The following is a 17,753-nucleotide window of genomic DNA, read 5'->3' as shown; positions in this document are numbered from 1 at the left end:
TTGCCATCTGCCCGGCGGCGCTGCGCTTGCGCGGGCCTACGAATGCGCTTAATCCATTGATATGACGTGACTTTGTAGGCCGGGTAAGCGAAGCGCCACCCGGCAGGTTGTCCGCGCTGGCAGGTTAACGGCCTTTTTGCCACTCTCCCGATAACGATGTCCATCAGAAAAAGGTTTTCCTGACGATAATCCGCTACAACCGTATTCAGATATCGGTTTACAGGATACCTTATGGCGCAGCTTACGTTTGATACTCCGGGTACGTTTGCCAACGGACAATTTGTCATCACCCCTATTCTCCAGCGCACGATCGATGATGCGCAGCCTGGCGATACCCTCGTTATTCCTGCTGGCCGCTATTTAACCGGCGCGCTGTTTCTGAAAAGTGGCGTATCGCTTTATCTGGCGGAAGGCGCGGTATTACTGGGTAGCGAAAATCTGGCCGACTATCCCCTGATTGAGACCCGGGTCGCCGGAATTGATATGGTCTGGCCTGCCGGGATCGTGAATGTTAACCATTGTCAGGATGTGCAGATTAGCGGTCCGGGAACTATTGATGGTCAGGGCGCGGTCTGGTGGCATCGCTTCTGGGGCGGCGATGAACAGGGTGGCATGCTGGCCGACTACAGCGCCCGCGGTCTGCGCTGGGTGGTGGATTACGACTGTCAGCGTCCGCGTAATATCGTGGTTTACCACAGTAAGAATATCACCCTGAATAATTTTACCAGTCGCGAGTCCGGTTTCTGGAATCTCCATCTTTGCTATTCGTCGCACGTTAACGTAACCGGCGTGCAGATTGCGAATTCTGCGGGTCCCAGCACTGATGGTATTGATATCGATGCCTGCGAACAGGTCCGCGTGGAAAATTGCGTGGTCTCCTGTAACGATGACAATATCTGTATCAAAGCGGGCCGGGGTAAAGAGGCGGCGCAAAAGGCCATCAGCGCCCGGGATATTACTATCCGCCACTGCACGCTTAATAAAGGCTCCGGGATTACCATCGGCAGCGAAACCTCCGGCGGTATTGAAAGGGTGACCATTGAACACAATCAGTTTAACGGTACCGGCGTCGGTTTTCGCATTAAATCTGCCCGCAATCGCGGCGGGTTTATCCGCGATATCGCGGTGCGGCATCTGACGCTCACCGACGTCACTTTTCCGGTCATGATCCAGCTCAACTGGTTCCCGCAATACAGCTACGGCGAGAAAGGCAATCTGGCTGATAAACCGCCGCACTGGCAAAAACTGGCGGAGGGCGTTGAAGGCGAAGCGGGTTTGACGCAGGTATCAAATGTGGCGCTAAGTGATATTGCCGCCCGCCGTTCGGGCGATACGATTTTTTCACGTGCTTTTTTTATTGAAGGCTATCCTGAACGGCCCCTCGAGAAGCTTCAGTTATCCTCTATGACGATTGAGGCCTCTGAGTTCGGTAAAATTTCGGGCGTGAGCAGGCTGTCATTTAATGATGTGCAGGTAAGCGCATCCGCGGCAACCTGCGATGATAACGATAGCTATGAGCGGTAGTTGGCCCCGCGCCGCCAGGCGCAGGGCCAGACGATCAGTGGTGCAGCATCTCGTCAACGACCTGCTCGTTGGTTAACTGGAACGGGTAATATGTCGGCCAGTTATCCATCTCCTTAAGCAAGGCGTCCTGTGAGGTGTTGCCCATAAAGATATGGTAGTGAGCCGACTGGCGGGGCGCGATAATATGATCGCTGAACTGGACATACTTCGGCGCTTTACTGCTGGCGTCTTTACACTCGAATAAGTAGCGAACGCCCTTCTTGCCGGAGGTATACGTCAGGATTTTATGTCCGGCATAGTCGTACTTACAGGAATCCACTTTGTCGCCGGTATGGAACTCCATTACCCCATTTTCAATACCGATAGTCGCAACATCAGTGACGTATCCCTTACGGTAATACTCCTTGATGTCCTCGAAGGTTTTGCTTTTATCTTTTTCGGCTTTCTTTTTAAATACCGGATCCAGATCGCCACTGACCAGCAGCGGATATACGGACTGCCATACGCCGTTCCAGTCCGACAGGGCGCGATCCTTAACGTCCTTATTGTCAAAAACGCCTTCCGCTGCTTTCTGTTCCACCTCAGTCAACGGTTTGCCGTGTGAATGGTGTGCGTGAGCCAGCGCCTGACCGCTGACCAGCAGCGCGCCCAGCGCCATCGCCAGAGTTTTGTAATTAACCGCCAAAATAGTCCCCTCAAAGTGCCGTTGATATTTGTTGTTACAATATAACATAACAAATTATGACGCAACGTTAGTCTTCCTGTAGGTAATGGATGAAGCTGGCAGTAATGCTTCACTATATGAAGCACTTTTCGCTATCAATCTTTGATAAGTCTCACGTAACCCACTACTGCGTTCGCCAGCCTGCCTGCAATCCCTACACTCAGCGTACTGACAACAACAACATCACACCGATTGCTACCCTGCTTAACCTCGGGAGGTTACATGGAAACAGGTATTCACTACGCCGGAGACGATGCTGCCGGACAGCAGAAAATGCCGGCCAGACGCACCGCCAAAATAATGCTGTCGGCGGGTGTCGGCCATTTTATCGAGTGGTTTGATTTCGGGCTTTACGGCACGCTGGCCGCCATTATCGCCAGCAACTTTTTTGTCAGCGACGACCCGGCGGTTGCACTGCTGAAATCCTTCGCCGTGTTTGGTTCAGGCTTTCTGATGCGTCCGCTGGGCGGGCTGTTCTTCGGCTCAATGGGCGATCGTCTGGGGCGACGCAAAGTGCTGGTAACGGTTATCGTGATAACCTCGATTTCCACCTTCGTGATGGGGATCCTTCCTACCTGGCAGCAGGTCGGGATCCTCGCGCCCATCCTGCTGGTATTAACTCGCCTGGTGCAGGGGTTTGCCGCAGGCGGCGAAAGCTCAGGCGTTATCACCTATCTGGCGGAAAGCGCATCGCCGAAACGGCGGGCAACCCTGACCTGCTGGAGCGAAAACTTTAGCTTTATGGCCTTTGTTTGCGGTTCCGGACTGGTGCTTTTCCTGACGCATATGCTGGGCGAGGCGGCGATGAATGACTGGGGATGGCGCATACCGTTCCTGCTGGCGGCACCGCTGGGCCTCGGCGGGCTGTATATGCGGCGTAATATGGAAGACTCCGCCGAATTTCATAAGCTGAAAGCCAGCGGCAAACTGGAAAAATCGCCGCTGCGTAAAACGCTGTCCACCTCCATGCGCGCGCTGATGTTCTGTACCGGCTTTGTGGTGGTTAAAGCGGTCAGTAGCTGGGTGCTGCAATCCTTTATGCCGGGCTATCTGTCCACGCATCTGCACTACAGCCGCACCGATTCCTATCTTATCACCACGCTGGGACTGTTAAGCGTGGCGGTCTGTATGCCGCTCACCGGGTATCTTTCCGACCGCTGGGGGCGCCGCCCGCTGATGCTGATGGGCTGTGGGGGGTTCATTCTCCTGACGTATCCGGCGATGCTGGTGATGAGCCAGGGTTCGGTGGCGAATGCCATTGCCGCCATGAGCATGCTGGGTATTTTTGTTGCCATGTTCAACGGCGGCTGCGGCGCGGCAATGGTGGAATTGTTCCCCACCGCAATCCGCTACGGCAGTATTGCCATCGCCTATAACCTGACCGTTGCGCTGTTTGGCGGCGTGACGCCGCTGGCCTCGGCAAGCCTGATTTCCTGGACCGGCGACCCGCTCTCTCCGGCGTGGTACGTGATGATCACCGCGCTTATCTCTTTTGTCGCCGTGTGGTTCGCCAAAGAAACCGCCGGCAAGATCCTCGATTAACGTGACCTGGAGTTGTTATGAAAATCAGCCAAGTTGAATGCTTTCCCCTCAGGATCACGCCGCAACAGGCGTATCTGGGCGGCAGCGTCAGTGAAGAGGAGGCGGATTATTACTACCGTCCCGAGTATCGCTGCGTCTATTCACGCAAAATGGAAACCTGCCTGGTAAAAATCACCACCGACGACGGGCAGGTTGGCTGGGGCGAAGCGCTGGCCCCGGTGGTGCCGCAGGTAATCGCCGAACTGATCACCCATCTGTTCGCGCCGCTACTTAAGGGACAATCCCCCTTCTCCAGCGCGGTGCTGAATTCACAAATGTATGATGCGATGCGCGATCGCGGGCATATCACCGGCTATCACATTGATGCCCTTGCGGCGGTGGATATCGCGCTTTGGGATCTGAAAGGCAACATTCTCGGCCTGCCCGTTTATCAACTGCTTGGCGGCGCATACCGGGACACGATCCCCTGTTACGTTTCAGGGCTGCCGGAACCTGACCTTGCCGCCCGCTGCGCGCTGGCAAAACGCTGGCAGGAAAAAGGATTTACCGCAGTAAAACTCGCGCTGGGCTACGGCGTGAAAGAAGACATTGAGAATGTCCGCGCTATCCGGGAAACGCTGGGCGAAGACGCCCGGATTTTTCTCGACGCCCACTGGAACTACAGTGTCGCGCAGGCGGCGGAACTGGCGAATGCGCTGCATCCGCTGGGGCTGGGTTTTCTCGAAGCGCCGCTGCTGCCGGAAGATATTGCCGGACACCGCGAACTGCGTGCGAAAAGCCCGATCCCTGTTGCTCTGGGCGAGACAGAACGTACCCGCTACCAGTTTAAGCCGTTTATTGAGCAGCGCGCCGCCGACATTCTCCAGCCGGACGTGGGCCGCACCGGCATCAGCGAACTTATGCATATCGCCGCGCTGGCGGAAACGTGGAATTTGCAGGTTGCGCCGCATCTCAGCGTCGGGCTGGGGCCATGCATCGCGGCTTCGATCCATGTGGCGGCGGCCATCCCGAATCTCTTTATGCTGGAGTACCAGCCGCCCGTCTTCGCCATCGCCAACCAGCTGCTTAACACGCCGCTGGTCTGCGAGCAGGGGCATTATCAACTCCCGCAGACAGCCGGGCTGGGCATTGAAATTAATGAAGATCACGTTCGTGAATCAGTAATGGGGGCAACATGTTAAAAGGTAATGTGCCGATTCTGGCAACCGCATTTGATGAAAATGGCGCGGTGGATTTCGCCTCCATCGAGAAGCTGGTGAAATTTTTGCTCGATCAGGGCGTGGACGGGCTGGCGCTGTTCGGCAATGCTTCCGAGGGCTACGCGCTCACCGGCGGTGAAAAAGAAGCGCTCTTTACCTGCGTGAAGCGACTCACGGGCGATCTGCCGCTGGTCGCCGCAGCGGGCGGAGCCTCCTCCGCGGTGGCAATCGAAGATATTCAGCGCGTCCAGCGCTGGGGCGCGCAGGTGGCGATGGTCAACCCGCCGTCGGTGGTCAAACCCGGTCCGGACGAGATTTACCATTTCTGGCGCGATATCTGTCAGGCCTGTGATATCGACATTATGATGCAGGATGCGCCGCTGATGACCGGCGTCACGCTGCCGGTCCCGACGCTGGTTAAGCTGTGCCAGGATTTTCCGACCATCAAATACATCAAAGTGGAACAGCCGCCGACCACCTTAAAGATCACCGCGCTGAAGACGGCGCTGGGCGACAGCATCGGTCTGTTTGGCGGGCTGAACGCCGGTTTTCTCTATGAAGAACTGCGCCGGGGAATTATTGGTACCATGCCCGCCTGCGAATTTCCCGATGTGATCAATGCCATTCTCCAAGCCTGGCAGCGGGATCGCCGCGAAGCGCAGGCGCTGTTCTATCGCTACCTGCCTTTCCTGCGCTACGGCGTTCAGCCAGGCATCGGCGTAGCGGTGCATAAAACGGTGCTGCATCAGGCCGGGATTTTCGCCACCGATGTGGTGCGCGAACCGGCAAAACGCATTGATGACGTGACGCGGGAGGAACTGCGCGATCTGACCGATGCGCTGTCGCTGGCGGCGCTGAGGGCCAGTCGATGAACTATATTGCCGTTGACTGGGGCACCAGCAATTTTCGTGCGATGAGCGTGCGCAATGGCAACGTCATTCGCACCGTGCAGGACACCTGCGGCGTTGGCAAATGCCAGCGCGAGGCGCTTGCGGCTATTCTGCGTGAGCAACTGCTTCGGCTGGGCGATGCGTGGGACGAACGCCTGCCGGTACTGTTATGCGGGATGATCGGCAGCAATATCGGCATTGCCGACGCTGGCTATATGGAACTGCCGCTCAGCTTCTCTGATTTAACGGGCAAAGGGCGGGCGCTGCCGGACGTCTTGTCTAACCCGCTGACCCTGCGTCCCGGCATCTGCGATCGCCGGGCCAACGAGGTATGCCGGGGCGAAGAGATGCAGCTGGCCGGCGCGCTGACCCTGAGCGATAGCACAACCTTTGCCGCCGTCGGTACTCACAGCAAATGGATGACGGTGGATCGTCAGCAGCAGCGCGTCGAAAGCCTGCAAACGCTGATGACCGGAGAGCTTTATCATCTGGTGCTTAATCATTCGGTAGTCGGTAAAGGGCTGCCTGCACAGATAGCGTCTACCGGGGCGTTTCTCGACGGGGTGGCAACGGCGCAGTCCATTGAACGCCATGAAAAGGCGCTGGTCAGCGAGCTGTTCCGCTGTCGCGGTCGGTATATCCTTGGGGAACTGGAGCCGTCGTCAGCGGGCGCATGGCTGTCCGGGCTGCTGATTGGTCATGAAATACTTCAGGGCCACCGGGGAGACGCGCCGGTTTGCTTTATCGGTAGCCGTGAACTGCTTGCCCATTATCAGAAAGCCAGCGACGCGCTGGGACTTCCCTGCTCTACCCTTGAGGCGGAAACGGCGCTGATTGCCGGACTGAATGAGGTCTTTCGCCATGATAGTTGATAAGCAGATCGTTGCCATTTTGCGCGGCATTACGCCGCCGGAGAGCGTGGAGCAGGTCGCGTGCCTGCTGGATCATGGCATTACGACGGTAGAAATCACCACCAATTCGCCCGACTGGGCGATCAGCCTGAAACGCGTGCGTTCAGCCTTTGGTTCGCGCGTGCAGCCGGGTGCGGGAACCGTCTTAACGCCTGACCATGTTGAAACCTGCGCAGCGGCGGGCGCGGAATTTATTCTGACGCCGAATCTCGACTCGCGCGTGGTGGAAGCCGCGAAACGCCACGGCCTGCGCGTTTGCGCGGGCGTGTTTACCGCCAGCGAGATTTTCACCGCCTGCGAACTGGGCGTGGAGGTACTGAAGATATTTCCGGCCGCCGCGCTGCCGTTGAATTATCCGCAGATAATCAAAGGCCCGCTCTCTTCCGCCGCTATGTTCTCCGCGGTGGGCGGCGTGGATGTAAATAACGCAGCGGAATATCTGCGTTATTACGATAGCGTGGGCATTGGCTCATCCCTCTATCGCCCCGGCCAGCCCGTTTCACTCACCGCCGAACGCTGTCAGATATTACTGAACGCCGGGAAATGATTCCCCGCTAATTTTTCGCGCCGCCGAGACTAAAAACTGGCGCAGGCTCTCAATATTTACGCGATCGCCCTGAATATTCGACAGCGCGATGGCCGCCTGCATACCGGGAATAATACAGGCCAGACGGTAATCATCGGGGCCGTAAGCTTTGCCAAACACCTGATGATGCCTGGCCTCTTCAATGTCTTTTTTCAGCAGGTGATAATCATGAATGCCGAGGCGATCGATAATTTCTTCATCGCTCATTGTCGCCAGCAATTTAATTCCAATCACCGAATCCCGCACCGGAAACGATTCATAATTACCGATCGCGCGGGCGATGCTTTTCCCGCCGCGAGTATGCAGTAAATAGACCACGTCCTTGCCGCTCAGCACGCCAATAACGATGGAGACCGAATGGCTTCCGGTCTCCTCCAGCATGTCCAGTACCGCGGTATAGAACGCCGAGTTGTGAATTGCGCTGGCGGAGAGGCGGTGGATCCCCATACCGAGACTGTATTTTCGTTTAGCGTTTTGCTGCACCATCTCCAGCACCAGCAATGTTTGCATCAGCCGTGTTACTTTTGCCGAATCCAGATCCAGCATACGGCCGATTTCACGGATGCCGAACGGTCTGGATCCGGTAGCCAGCAGGTTCAGACAACGGAAGGCATCGTAAACGGTGCTGTTCATGTTACTCGCCAGTTAAGAGAGAAAGGCTTATTTTGACGTAATTATGACCGGACAGGCCAGCATATTTACCCATCTCCACCAGAGATAAATCACGCTTTTCGCAAAGACAGCTACTATTACGCAAGCCGCTGAAACTCGCTTTACAGGTCTTAAGAGGAATGCCGATGCTCGTGCTGTGGAATACCCTGATCGTTCTGGCAACCGTCGCCGCGATGGAAATCATCGCTACGCTGGCGCATAAGTACATCATGCACAGCTGGGGCTGGGGATGGCACCTCTCCCATCATGAGCCGCGTACCGGCTGGTTTGAGGTCAACGATCTTTATGCCGTGGTGTTCGCGCTACTGGCGATTGCGTTGATTGCCGTGGGGACCGCAGGCGCCTGGCCGCTGCAATGGATTGGCGCGGGTATGACGCTGTACGGCGCGCTCTACTTTATGGTCCACGATGGACTGGTGCACCAGCGCTGGCCATTTCGCTATGTACCGCGCCGGGGCTATCTGAAACGATTGTATATGGCGCACCGTCTGCATCATGCGGTGCGCGGTAAAGAAGGCTGCGTCTCATTCGGCTTTCTGTATGCGCCGCCGGTGGAAAAATTACAGGCGACGCTGCGCAGCCGCAAGCGGGAAGCGCACCGTGAGACGCTTAACGCACGGGGCGCTGCCACAGCCCGGACGGACGCGGCAGAGGAGAAGACGCACGAGAGCGGAGTGCCATAGAAGCCCCTTTCAGCAGCAGCGCCAGCTTCTCCGGCCGTGATGTGCCCTGCCGTGTATCCCAGGCGCGTGAGCCCGCCGCGCTCACTTTAATGCCAATTTCACGGTAGACGCCATGCGCTGAGGCAATCGCCCATGCAGAGCGCAACGGCAGCCCGGAAAGCCCTGCCCGCGCTGAGTCATAGTACGGCTCGGCTTCCGTCACCAGCCGCTGCGCCAGTCGGGCGAGTTTTTCCCGCTGTAGCGGATCGCTGACGTGCGCAAGCGCTATATTCTCAGCCGCCAGCCACTCTGCGGGAAGATAACAGCGTCCGGCCTCAGCATCCTCCACAATATCACGGGCAATATTGGTTAACTGAAACGCCAGTCCTAAGTCACAGGCCCGGTCCAGCACCGCCTCATCACGTACTCCCATAATGCGCGCCATCATCAGACCGACCACCCCCGCGACGTGATAACAGTAGCGCAGAGTGTCTGCGAAGGTCTCATAGCGGGCTTCACGCACGTCCATCGCAAAGCCTTCCAGATGATCGAAGGCCAGCTGTGCGGGAAGCGCGTGTCGCGTCGCCACCTCCTGGAGAGCCGCAAAAGCAGGTTCTTGCACCGGCGCGCCGGAAAACGCGCGCTGTGTCTGCGTTTCGAGCATCAGCAGGCGCTGTGACGCAGTGGCATCGCTCTGCGATCGGGAGGGAAATCCCAGGGCCTGACCATCAATTACATCATCACAATGACGGCACCACGCATACAGCATCAGCGCGCTACGCCGGGTCGTCGCATCAAAAAGCTTTGCGGCGGTGGCGAAGCTTTTCGAGCCTGCCGCCATGGTATCAGTCGCGTGATCCATCAGGGTACTGTTGCTCATAAAAGCGCCTCCAGCATCAGTCCGGCGGTCGCCTTCGCTGAGCCAATCACGCCGGGGATCCCTGCGCCAGGATGCGTTCCCGCGCCGACAAGGTAAAGGTTTGGAATGTGGCTGTCGCGGTTATGCGGCCGGAACCAGGCGCTCTGTTGCAGGATCGGCTCAATGGAGAATGCCGATCCCAGGTGGGCACCTAACTGGTCGCGGAAATCGAACGGCGTAAACATACGGTGTGTCACCAGCTGCTCGCGCAGGCCGGGCATATAATGCTGCTCAAGGTAGGCAAATATACGGTCGCGCAGACGCGGCCCTTCTACCGTCCAGTCCAGATTAGCCGTGCCTAAATGCGGCACCGGAGCCAGCACGTAATAACTGCCGCAGCCCGGCGGCGCGAGGGACGGATCGGTGACGCACGGCGCGTGCAGGTAAAGCGAAAAATCCTCCGCCAGCGTGGCCTTAGTAAAAATATCAGCAATCAGTTCTTTATAACGCGGGCCAAAACACACGGTGTGGTGGGCTAACTGGCTGTGGTGATGATTCAGACCAAAATAAAGTACAAACAGCGAGTTGCTCATCCGTTTGCGCTTCAGGGAAGCCGCGCGCTTCGCGCCCACAGGATGATGGCCCAGTAATGTTTCATAGGTATGCACCACATCCGCGTTTGACGCCACGGCGGTAGTTTCAATGCGTCGGCCATCTTTTAGCTGAACGGCCTTGATGCGCGAGTCTTCCACTTCCATTCCGCTAACCTGGGCATTCAGTTCCAGCGTGCCGCCTAGATCCTGAAAAAGTTTCACCAGCCCCTGCACCAGTGCTCCGGTGCCGCCGCGAGCAAACCAGACGCCCCATTCCCGCTCCAGCGCGTGAATAAGTGAATAAATAGAGGAAGTAGCAAACGGATTGCCGCCGACCAGCAGCGTATGAAATGAGAAGGCCTGCCGCAGTTGCTCATTCTGAATAAATGTCGACACCATACTGTACACGCTGCGCCAGGCCTGCAGCTTCGCCAGTTTGGGGCCGGCACGTAGCATATCGCGGAAGGATAAAAACGGTACGGTGCCGAGTTTCAGATAGCCTTCTTCAAACACAGCCTGCGAATAGGCGTGAAAACGCCGGTAGCCGTCGACATCCTGCGGATTAAAACGTCGAATCTGCGCTTCCAGCCTCTCCTGATGGTTATCATAATCAAAAACCTCCCCTGTCTCCCAGCACAGACGGTAAAACGGCGTTACCGGCAGCAGATCCACATATTCTTCCATTCGCTTCCCGCTGAGCGTAAAAAGCGCTTCAATTGCCCCAGGATCGGTGATCACCGTTGGTCCGGCGTCAAAGGTAAACCCCCGATCCTGATAAACGTAGGCGCGTCCGCCCGGCTTATCGCGCTGCTCAAGCAATACCACGGGAATACCATTGGCCTGAAGACGAATGGCTAAGGCGAGGCCGCCGAAACCGGCGCCGATGACTACTGTTTTACTCATTATTGAAAGCTCGCAGCCGGGAAGAAGAGTTGAGCGCGGCCCGCAGGGCTTCCCCCACCGGTACCGGTGGTTTCCCCATCAGGATCCGCGCCATATCGGTCAGCCTGAGCTGACCGGCGTAAAAGCGGGCAATTAACCCATCATGTAAACCGTAAAAACGCTGCATGACCTGCCACCGTCGATCGGGACGTCCGGCAAGGAACAACATGCGGTTAAGCAGGCGGAAAAAGCGCTGTTTGCGCCACTGGTGAAGCGCCGTCTGCTGGATCAGATCAAACAATGCCGCGCAAGAGAGATCCTGTTGTCGGCTAATGGCTTCCGCAAGCTGAACCGCCTGCGGCAGAGAGTAGCCAGTCGTCGCATGAAAAAGCCCGGCCCGCAGGCCGCTGCAGGGCTGATCCTGTGCCTCATTCCAGAAGGCGCGGGCATTGCCGGCGAGCGTAATCGGTAAACTGCCCTGTTCTTCACGTACCAGCCGATCCAGCATCCAGCCCTGCTGCTGCGCGTATTCCGCGATATGCTGACGCAAGACCGTGTTGTCGAGAGTGGCGCGATCGATGTAATGGGTATCTTCGATTAACAGCTCGGTGGGCGACAGGGGCAGCGTATAGACAAATCGATATCCGCCGCGCTGATCGACCGTGGCATCCATCAAAATAGGCCGCGTCAGGCCGTGCGGTTGACGGAGCCGCCACTGCTGGCCTAAAAAAGCCTGACGGCCGGCGATCAGATGCGCGCTGGGGCGATAACCACGTCCGTCAATCACTGCCGTCGCCGTCAGCGTCCGTCCGTCGTCAAGCGTGACCGCCTCCGGCGTCACGCGGGTGGCAGAAACCCCGGTCAACAGGCCATCGCCCATCGCCTGCGTGATAACCGCCGCAAAGCGTTCTGAGGTTACGCTAAAATAGTCGCCGGGGAGCGTACGGTGGCGTGTCGGGAAACGGACGTCATAACCGGACCAGCGGTACGCTACCAGCGGGGCCAGCCAGCGATGCTGTTCGGCTGAGAGATCGTCCTGATGAAACGACCAGGTGTGATTGCCGCCGGGCCGCGCGCCAGCCTCCAGTATTAATATCCGCAATTCCGGGCGCTGCTGCCGCAGCCGCAACGCAATAAGCCCATTTGCCAGACCGCCGCCGACGAAAATCAGATCCCAGTGCTGCATTGTGCCCTCCCTGCCAGCACCGGGCGACGGGTGGTTAATGCCTGTTCGACGATCTGTGCGGCAAGCGTGGCGCCTCCCGCCTGCCTGAGCGCAGGTTGCAATGCCGTCAGGCGCTCCCGGTAGCGCGGATTATTCAGCAGTTCATCAAGATGCACAGATAGCGTATGGCGGCTGGCATAGCGTGATGCCCGACGACCGATACCGCTGTAGACCACGCGCGCCGCCACGCCTGGCTGATCGAATCCCAGCGGAATAGCCAGCACCGGCGTCGCGCTGGCTATCGCATCCATCACGGTATTCAGTCCGGCGTGGGTGATCACAACCTGCGCCTGTCGCAAGATCGCTGGCTGATCGGCAAAGTCGACGGTCCTGGCACCGATAGCATTCAGCCGCGTCGTCTGCGCCAGCGTTAATCCCCCACAGTGGGCAATCAGCAGCCGTACATCAGCCTGACGGCAGGCGCGTGCAATGGTACGAAATAAACGGTAGCGATGGCCCTGAAGCGTTCCCAGCGACGCAAAAACCAGCGGCTTTTCACTCTCCATTTTAGCAGGCGTGAACGGTGCAGTCCGGGCAGAACGCAGCGGCCCCACCGCATGAAAGCAGGCGGGCAGCCGGCGTGGAAAATCAAAACCGGGAATAGTCTGACCGATCTGCGCCAGCGATGAGAGGCAGTCGTGCAATCCACGACGTTCGCCGAGGCCAAACGCGCGGGCGTAACGCGTGATAACGTTATTCTGTCGCCGCATCAACAGGTCATAAACCCCGGTACTGGAGCGAAAAACCTTTTTGCTGCGCGCATCGGTGGCATAGAGAAACGGCATTACCGCCAGCGGAATAGTCGCATCGCGATTGACCGGCAGCGCGCAGGCCACCGACACAAACGGCAGGCCCAGCATCTCAGCGACCAGCCCGCCTGAGGGTTCCATCTGATCAACAATCACGCCGTCGATGCCATTTTTTTCCAGCGCGCCAGGCAGTTCCCGGCACAGCATGTCGGTAGTATGCGCCAGATTATCAATCATCCGGAAAATGCCCGTCCCCGAAGGCCGCGCGGCAAGCGCCAGCGTTCGTGCCAGACTGCCGGGCGGATGGCTACGTTCGCCCACAGCACAAAACGCGATCTGCTCATCGCTGAGTAAAGTGCAGGCTTCCGCCTGCTGAATAAAGGTAATCCGATGCCCGCGCGCCATAAGCTGCTGGGCCAGCGCTTCCTGCGCGCGGACATGGCTATAAAATGGAGGGGTAATGACCGCAAAGTGGCCCATTACACACGCACCAGCGTTGCCTGGCGAAGCTGATCGAGGCTGGCGCTACCGGTGCAAAAACAGGCAATACGTAATTGATCGAGGATAATCTGAAAATGGTCCACCACCGCCTGCGCAGAAGAGGTTGCGCTTCCCAGAACGCCTGCTGCCTGGCTTACGATGCTGGCCCCTAACCGTAATGCTTTGGCCACATCGATACCGTCCACGATGCCTCCGGATGCGATCAGCTGCGCCTGCGGTAAGGCCTGATGTAAATCGTGTAGCGCCTGTGCAGTGGGAATACCCCAGTCGGCAAACGCCATTGCCACGGTACGCCCGTGAGCCGTCGTTGCTCGCTCTCCCTCTACGGCTGCCCAGCTGGTGCCGCCAGCGCCAGCCACATCCAGCATGGCGATACCTGTTTCCAGTAACCGACGCGCGACGTCAACGGATAACCCGGCCCCGACCTCTTTCACGATCACCGGAACCGGCAGGGCTTTTACCGTCTCTTCAATGGCGTTGAGTACGCCGCGCCAGTCGCGATCGCCGTTGCGTTGCAGGGCTTCCTGTAAGGGATTGAGGTGAATGATCAGCGCATCAGCATCAATCATTTCCACCGCCCGGCGAGCGTAATCCTGACCTTTCGGGGAGGCAATTTGCGCTGCGCCCAGGTTGGCCAGCAGAACGATGTCGGGCGCAAACTGGCGCAGCTCACGCGTCAGGCCGCTGTTCACATCGCTCTCCAGCGCAACGCGCTGCGATCCTACGCCCATTGCCAGTCCCAGTGCTTGTGCCGCCTGGGCCAGGTGACGATTGATTTCTGCTGCGCGGCTGGCGCCTCCGGTCATCGAACCAATGAGCAATGGCGCATTGAGGGTTTTACCAAACAGCGAGGTCCGCAGATCGATATCATCCAGGTTCAGTTCAGGCAGCGCACAATGGTCAAAACGCCACTGTTCGAACCCCGTTGTGCACTTTTTCACGGCCGCCGTCGGATGTAACACGATATCCAGATGGTCGTTTTTACGTTGAATCAGATCCTTCATCAGCACTCCGGTAAAGACCATTCCAGACCAAACATCGTTTTTTGTTTATCAAACCAGGCCCGCATAAAACGCCTTGTCGAAGTACCTTTGTCGCAGGCGCTTGCCAGATGCTCGTCGGCGCTCCGCAGGTGCTCGCGCAATTGCTGATGCACGGCCTCCGCGCCCAGCATTTCAACCAGCGTGGATTTACCGTTATCCTGATTGATATCTTTTCCGGTGCCGCTTACCCCATCGGTTAAATCGTCCATCAGTTGAAAAACCAGCCCCAGATCCTGCGCAAAACAGCGCAGCCGCTGACGCGCCTGTACAGGCGCATCGGCAACAATCGCCGCCATTTGCAGCGTGGCATCGAATAAACGGCTGGTTTTAAGATCGTTCGTCAGGAGGATCGCTTCAGCGCTGCGCGCCTGTTTGCCTTCAACGAGATCGCGATACTGGCCCTGAACCAGCCCCTGCATACCCACCGCCGAGGAAAGCTCAGTGACCGCCTGTGTTTTAAAAGCGTGCGGCAGCGACTGAGCCTCCGCCACCACCCCAAACGCACGGCTGAGCAACCCGATTGCCGCAAGGATGGCGACGCTTTCACCATACTGCCGATGAATGGTCGGCATCCCGCGCCGCTGCATGGCATTGTCCATACACGGAATATCATCCAGCATTAGTGAGGCCGCATGGATCATTTCTACCGCACAGGCCAGATCGAGAAGCCCTGGCTTATCCAGGTGACAACCCAAATCTTGCGCCGTGAGAAGCAACAAGAGCGGACGTATCCGCTTGCCTGCCACCAGCGTGCCTTCGCGCATCGCCTCACAGACCAGATCCTGCTGATTGCCGACGGGTAATAACTGCTCAAGGCGCTGTTGCAGTGCGACGTGCAACGCCTTCATTTCATCTTCGTAATTTACATTCATTTTGCGGCTACTTACTTGTCGACAGGTTGCATTGGCAAAGCGTAGCGTAACATTGTGGAATTTGCTTTTCAGAGAAGAGATTATGCGAGGGCTTTACATAAGATTAATTTTTAAAGAAGCTTGGTGAAAGCGCATATGAACAGGGGCAAAGTACGACGGAAAACACCGGGTGACAGGCAATATATTCGTGTTTTGCAGTATGCTTTATTAGTCCTGATGCCTTCATTACTATTTTTACTTATTCTGATTAGTTTGGTCAGGCTGACACTGACTATGCTTAATATGACCGCCGACCATAACGGTTTGCAGGTGTCGCTGGTCTCTGGGGAAGATTAATTCCTGTAATGCCAGTGAGTTAATGGTGTCGCGTTAAAGTGACATGTTAAGCGCTGGCAAAAGAGGTGCGGGTTGTTTATTTAGCATCAGTACAGGTTTCAGTAAGCGTCCGGTCTTATTGTAACTGTTAATCGCCTCCCGCTATTGAGCCAACGGATAAAGCTGATACCTATTTAGCTCACTTTTTCTGAGTAGCCCTTGGATATCGCTGAATTCACGCTGCCAGCCGCTATTACTGAAATCATCAATATCATCGGGCACCTGCACCGCCATTTCAGGAAAGCAATTAGTATAACTTTGCCAGGGGCCCTCACCGTATAAGGGTAATACGATCCGATGTCGGTATGCTCCTGAAATGGGGATTACATCAGATGCATTCACCGGGGAGTACAACATCTTCACACGCAGGTGCTGCTCTGAACGTTCCAGAATGAAGAGCGTATTCAGGTTTCCCAAACTCGCGGTATATAAGTGCTGTATTAATCATTAAGGAGAATGGGATTTACTTAAAAGCACTATGACGAGTAGATTTAACTGGTGCCGATAAGAGGAGTCGAACCTCCGACCTTCGCATTACGAATGCGCTGCTCTACCAACTGAGCTATATCGGCCCTGAGAAGGGGGTGACTTGCCAGCGGCAAATCACGGGGTAGAAGGTTAAAACTTACCGGGCGATGCGTCAATGGTCTTATGAATCAACCGACTATTTTTGCATCACCCGGCGCCATTTAAGCACGAATGGTATCGTCGCCGTAGCCAATCCACTTGTAAGTGGTCAGTGCTTCCAGCCCCATCGGCCCGCGCGCGTGCAGTTTTTGCGTGCTGACCGCCACTTCTGCGCCGAGACCAAACTGGCCGCCGTCGGTGAAGCGGGTGGAGGCGTTGACATAAACGGCGGAAGAATCAACTTCATTGACGAAACGATGGGCGTTACGCAGGGTGCGCGTCAGAATGGCGTCAGAGTGCTGCGTGCCGTGCTGACGGATATGATCAATAGCGTCATCCAAATCCGTGACGATTTTGACGCTTAAATCCAGCGACAAATACTCGTTGTCATACTCGTCTGCTTTTACCGCAACAACCTGCGCCGGGCCTGCCAGTAACGCTTCCAGCGCGTTAGCGTCGGCGTGGAGCGTAACGCCGCGTTCCGCCATCCGCTCGCTCAGCGCAGGCAGAAAACGCGCCGCGATCCCCTGATGCACCAGCAGCGTTTCTACCGTGTTGCAGGTACTCGGGCGCTGGGTTTTTGCATTCACAAGGATGTCGAGGGCTGGCGCGATCTCTGCGGAATCATCGACAAAGATATGGCAGACGCCAATCCCGCCGGTGATCACCGGGATCGTCGACTGCTCACGGCACAGCTTGTGCAGCCCTGCCCCGCCCCGCGGGATCAGCATGTCGATGTACTTATCCATGCGCAGCAGTTCACTTACCAGCGCGCGATCCGGGCTTTCAATCGCCTGTACCGCGCCTGCGGGCAGGCCGCATTCTTCCAGCGCCTGCTGGATCACTTTTACTGTTGCGGCATTGGTGCGCCAGGTCTCTTTCCCGCCACGCAGAATCGCGGCGTTGCCGGTTTTCAGGCACAGGGAGGCAACGTCCACCGTCACGTTAGGACGCGCTTCATAAATAACGCCGATGACGCCCAGCGGCACGCGGCGGCGTTCGAGACGCAGGCCGCTATCCAGCAGGCCGCCATCGATCACCTGCCCGACCGGATCGGCCAGCTGGCAGACCTGACGGACATCGTTGGCCATCGCGCTCAGACGGGCCGGGTTCAGCGCCAGGCGATCGAGCATCGCGTCACTGAGGCCGTTACGGCGCGCTTCCAGCAGATCCTGCTCGTTAGCCGTCAGAATTTGCTGCGCTTCCGCTTCCAGATAATCAGCAATTTTTTCCAGAACGCGGTTTTTCTCTTTACTGCCGAGCAGCGCCAGCTGGTAAGAGGCCGCTTTGGCCGCCTTACCCATTTGTTCCAGCATA

General features: G+C 57.1%; 16 protein-coding genes and 1 tRNA gene. 7 read left to right on the top strand and 10 right to left on the bottom strand.

The genetic code is table 11. The features are described 5' to 3' along the window. Positions 1-231 precede the first annotated feature (231 nt). Complete coding sequence (locus tag P0H77_RS05665) at positions 232-1,524, top strand: glycosyl hydrolase family 28 protein (RefSeq protein ID WP_276163945.1); 1,293 nt, start codon at positions 232-234, stop codon at positions 1,522-1,524. Positions 1,525-1,558: 34 nt separating this feature from the next. On the opposite strand, the gene zinT is transcribed toward P0H77_RS05665, so the two are convergent. Beyond that, positions 1,559-2,257, bottom strand: a complete 699-nt coding sequence (gene zinT, locus P0H77_RS05660) for a metal-binding protein ZinT (RefSeq protein WP_276163944.1) — start codon at positions 2,255-2,257, stop codon at positions 1,559-1,561. A 213-nt stretch (positions 2,258-2,470) separates the two neighbouring features. On the opposite strand from zinT, the gene P0H77_RS05655 reads away from it, so the two are divergent. Genes P0H77_RS05655 through P0H77_RS05635 form a run of 5 tightly spaced genes read left to right on the top strand, consistent with a single transcriptional unit; the run spans position 2,471 to position 7,337 of the window. Continuing rightward, positions 2,471-3,790, top strand: coding sequence for an MFS transporter (locus P0H77_RS05655; protein ID WP_276163943.1), 1,320 nt, complete (start codon positions 2,471-2,473; stop codon positions 3,788-3,790). Positions 3,791-3,807: 17 nt separating this feature from the next. Then, positions 3,808-4,971 (top strand): mandelate racemase/muconate lactonizing enzyme family protein, encoded by a 1,164-nt coding sequence (locus tag P0H77_RS05650; protein ID WP_276163942.1) that lies wholly within the window; start codon positions 3,808-3,810, stop codon positions 4,969-4,971. Continuing rightward, positions 4,965-5,861 carry a dihydrodipicolinate synthase family protein gene (locus P0H77_RS05645; RefSeq protein ID WP_276163941.1) on the top strand — a complete coding sequence of 299 codons (897 nt, stop codon included), beginning with the start codon at positions 4,965-4,967 and terminating at the stop codon, positions 5,859-5,861. The genes P0H77_RS05650 and P0H77_RS05645 overlap by 7 nt, the downstream gene beginning before the upstream one ends. Next, positions 5,858-6,751: a 2-dehydro-3-deoxygalactonokinase gene (locus P0H77_RS05640; protein ID WP_276163940.1), complete on the top strand. Its 894-nt coding sequence runs from the start codon at positions 5,858-5,860 to the stop codon at positions 6,749-6,751. Before P0H77_RS05645 ends, P0H77_RS05640 begins: the two co-directional genes overlap by 4 nt. Then, entirely contained in the window at positions 6,741-7,337 is a 597-nt protein-coding gene (locus P0H77_RS05635) for a 2-dehydro-3-deoxyphosphogluconate aldolase (protein WP_276163939.1), read from the top strand. The genes P0H77_RS05640 and P0H77_RS05635 overlap by 11 nt, the downstream gene beginning before the upstream one ends. Here the strand turns inward: P0H77_RS05635 and P0H77_RS05630 are convergent. Then, positions 7,317-8,009, bottom strand: coding sequence for a helix-turn-helix domain-containing protein (locus tag P0H77_RS05630; RefSeq protein ID WP_276163938.1), 693 nt, complete (start codon positions 8,007-8,009; stop codon positions 7,317-7,319). The two genes, P0H77_RS05635 and P0H77_RS05630, sit on opposite strands and share 21 nt — an antisense overlap. Positions 8,010-8,173: 164 nt before the next feature. Here P0H77_RS05630 and P0H77_RS05625 point away from each other — a divergent pair, with 164 nt between their 5' ends. Then, complete coding sequence (locus P0H77_RS05625) at positions 8,174-8,731, top strand: sterol desaturase family protein (RefSeq protein ID WP_276165056.1); 558 nt, start codon at positions 8,174-8,176, stop codon at positions 8,729-8,731. Here P0H77_RS05625 and crtB read toward each other — a convergent pair. From crtB to proA, 8 genes are all read right to left on the bottom strand, one after another. Then, complete coding sequence (gene crtB / locus P0H77_RS05620) at positions 8,658-9,590, bottom strand: 15-cis-phytoene synthase CrtB (protein WP_276163937.1); 933 nt, start codon at positions 9,588-9,590, stop codon at positions 8,658-8,660. The two genes, P0H77_RS05625 and crtB, sit on opposite strands and share 74 nt — an antisense overlap. Beyond that, positions 9,587-11,065 carry a phytoene desaturase gene (locus P0H77_RS05615; protein WP_276163936.1) on the bottom strand — a complete coding sequence of 493 codons (1,479 nt, stop codon included), beginning with the start codon at positions 11,063-11,065 and terminating at the stop codon, positions 9,587-9,589. The genes crtB and P0H77_RS05615 overlap by 4 nt, the downstream gene beginning before the upstream one ends. After that, the gene (gene crtY / locus P0H77_RS05610; protein WP_276163935.1) at positions 11,058-12,230 is read right to left on the bottom strand and encodes a lycopene beta-cyclase CrtY; all 1,173 of its coding nucleotides are present in this window, start codon (positions 12,228-12,230) and stop codon (positions 11,058-11,060) included. Before crtY ends, P0H77_RS05615 begins: the two co-directional genes overlap by 8 nt. Next, positions 12,212-13,498 carry a glycosyltransferase gene (locus P0H77_RS05605; protein WP_276163934.1) on the bottom strand — a complete coding sequence of 429 codons (1,287 nt, stop codon included), beginning with the start codon at positions 13,496-13,498 and terminating at the stop codon, positions 12,212-12,214. Before P0H77_RS05605 ends, crtY begins: the two co-directional genes overlap by 19 nt. Beyond that, the gene (gene fni, locus P0H77_RS05600) at positions 13,498-14,523 is read right to left on the bottom strand and encodes a type 2 isopentenyl-diphosphate Delta-isomerase (protein ID WP_276163933.1); all 1,026 of its coding nucleotides are present in this window, start codon (positions 14,521-14,523) and stop codon (positions 13,498-13,500) included. The genes P0H77_RS05605 and fni overlap by 1 nt, the downstream gene beginning before the upstream one ends. Then, complete coding sequence (locus P0H77_RS05595; protein ID WP_276163932.1) at positions 14,523-15,434, bottom strand: polyprenyl synthetase family protein; 912 nt, start codon at positions 15,432-15,434, stop codon at positions 14,523-14,525. The genes fni and P0H77_RS05595 overlap by 1 nt, the downstream gene beginning before the upstream one ends. 871 nt (positions 15,435-16,305) lie before the next feature. Beyond that, positions 16,306-16,381 (bottom strand) — tRNA-Thr (locus P0H77_RS05590). A 117-nt stretch (positions 16,382-16,498) separates the two neighbouring features. After that, positions 16,499-17,752 (bottom strand): glutamate-5-semialdehyde dehydrogenase, encoded by a 1,254-nt coding sequence (gene proA / locus P0H77_RS05585; RefSeq protein WP_276163931.1) that lies wholly within the window; start codon positions 17,750-17,752, stop codon positions 16,499-16,501. Position 17,753 lies beyond the last annotated feature (1 nt).

Origin of the sequence: Superficieibacter sp. HKU1 (assembly GCF_029319185.1) — a bacterium.
Taxonomy (GTDB): Bacteria; Pseudomonadota; Gammaproteobacteria; order Enterobacterales; family Enterobacteriaceae; genus Superficieibacter.
Note: the sequence above shows the minus strand (reverse complement) of the source record. Positions and strands in the feature narration are given on the sequence as shown.